Source organism: Bradyrhizobium australafricanum, assembly GCF_020329495.1.
Classification (GTDB): Bacteria; Pseudomonadota; Alphaproteobacteria; order Rhizobiales; family Xanthobacteraceae; genus Bradyrhizobium; species Bradyrhizobium australafricanum.
Map to the genome: position 1 here is coordinate 1 of NZ_JAGKJL010000188.1, position 850 is coordinate 850.

Genomic DNA, 850 nt, shown 5'->3' on the forward strand with positions numbered 1-850 from the left:
GCTAGGGTCCGGACTCAATTGAGCCACCAAGTTACGGCTGCGGCGATGAAGGCGCCAGCAAGGAAATTTCTTGCGAGTTTGTCGTAGCGGGTAGCGATACGACGGAAGTCCTTGAGACGAGCGAACATGCGCTCGATCAGGTTGCGCCGGCGGTAGAGTCTTTTGCTGTAGGGGATCGGCTGGCTGCGGCTGGTGGTGGACGGAATGACGGCCTTGGCCCCGTGCTCGGCGAGGAGCATTCGCAAACTATTGGCATCGTAGGCTTTATCGGCGATCAGCCGCTGGATAGGCCCCGCCGCAGCAAGGAGGGCCGGTGCCAGCGCGATATCGTTGATGTTGCCTGGAGAAAGCAGGAGGACGCGCGGACGCCCTTCGTCATCGGTCAAGGCGTGGATCTTCGTCGTCCGGCCACCGCGCGAGCGGCCGATGGCTTCCTCGTAGTCCCCCCTTTTCCGCCGGCGGCCGAGCGGTGCGCTTTGATGTGAGAACTATCGATGGCGACCGGTCCGACGATCCCGGTCTTGCCGGTCAAAGCCTCGAATATCTCGAACCAGAGACCCTGTCGGCTCCAGCGGTTGAACCGGTTGTAAATCGTTGTGTAGGGACCGTATTCCGGCGGACAATCCCGCCAACGCGCTCCCGACCGCAGCATGTGTACGATCCCGCTGATCACGCGCCGGTCGTCCACCCGACGTGCACCGCGCCGTCCACGCGGCAGCAACGGCTCAAGACGCTTCCACTCCGCCTCGCTCAACCAGTAGAGTTGCTTGCGCATCAAGGCCTCCTCAAATTAGAGACCTTGAATCACGATTTAGCCCAACCGTGAATCCTTATTGAGTACGGACCCTAG

Annotated in this window: 1 pseudogene; it reads right to left on the reverse strand. The window is 61.2% G+C overall.

Features of this window, described 5'->3' with window-relative positions:
* Positions 1–14: 14 nt before the first annotated feature.
* Positions 15–775, reverse strand: a pseudogene (locus J6525_RS46470) (IS5 family transposase).
* Between the last annotated feature and the right edge of the window lie 75 nt (positions 776–850).